This is a genomic window from Streptomyces sp. NRRL B-1140, assembly GCF_001280065.1.
GTDB lineage: Bacteria > Actinomycetota > Actinomycetes > Streptomycetales > Streptomycetaceae > Streptomyces.
In genome coordinates this window covers 1-269 of sequence record NZ_LGEA01000052.1, presented here as the reverse complement: position 1 = coordinate 269, position 269 = coordinate 1, and the positions used below count along the sequence as shown (strand labels likewise).

General features: G+C 66.2%; 1 protein-coding gene. It reads right to left on the bottom strand.

From position 1 onward, the window contains the following. The coding region (locus tag ADK65_RS07630; protein ID WP_199825584.1) for an adenosylhomocysteinase at positions 1 to 269 on the bottom strand (269 nt) is incomplete at its 5' end.

Below are 269 nucleotides of genomic sequence, written 5' to 3'. Positions count from 1 at the left end.
TCAGTAGCGGTAGTGGTCGGGCTTGAAGGGGCCTTCGACCTTCACGCCGATGTACTCGGCCTGCTCGGGGCGGAGCGTGGTCAGCTTCACGCCGAGGGCGTCGAGGTGGAGGCGGGCGACCTTCTCGTCGAGGTGCTTGGGCAGCACGTAGACGCCGGTGGGGTACTCGTCGGGCTTGGTGAACAGCTCGATCTGGGCCAGGGTCTGGTCCGCGAAGGAGTTGGACATCACGAACGAGGGGTGGCCGGTGGCGTTGCCCAGGTTCAGCA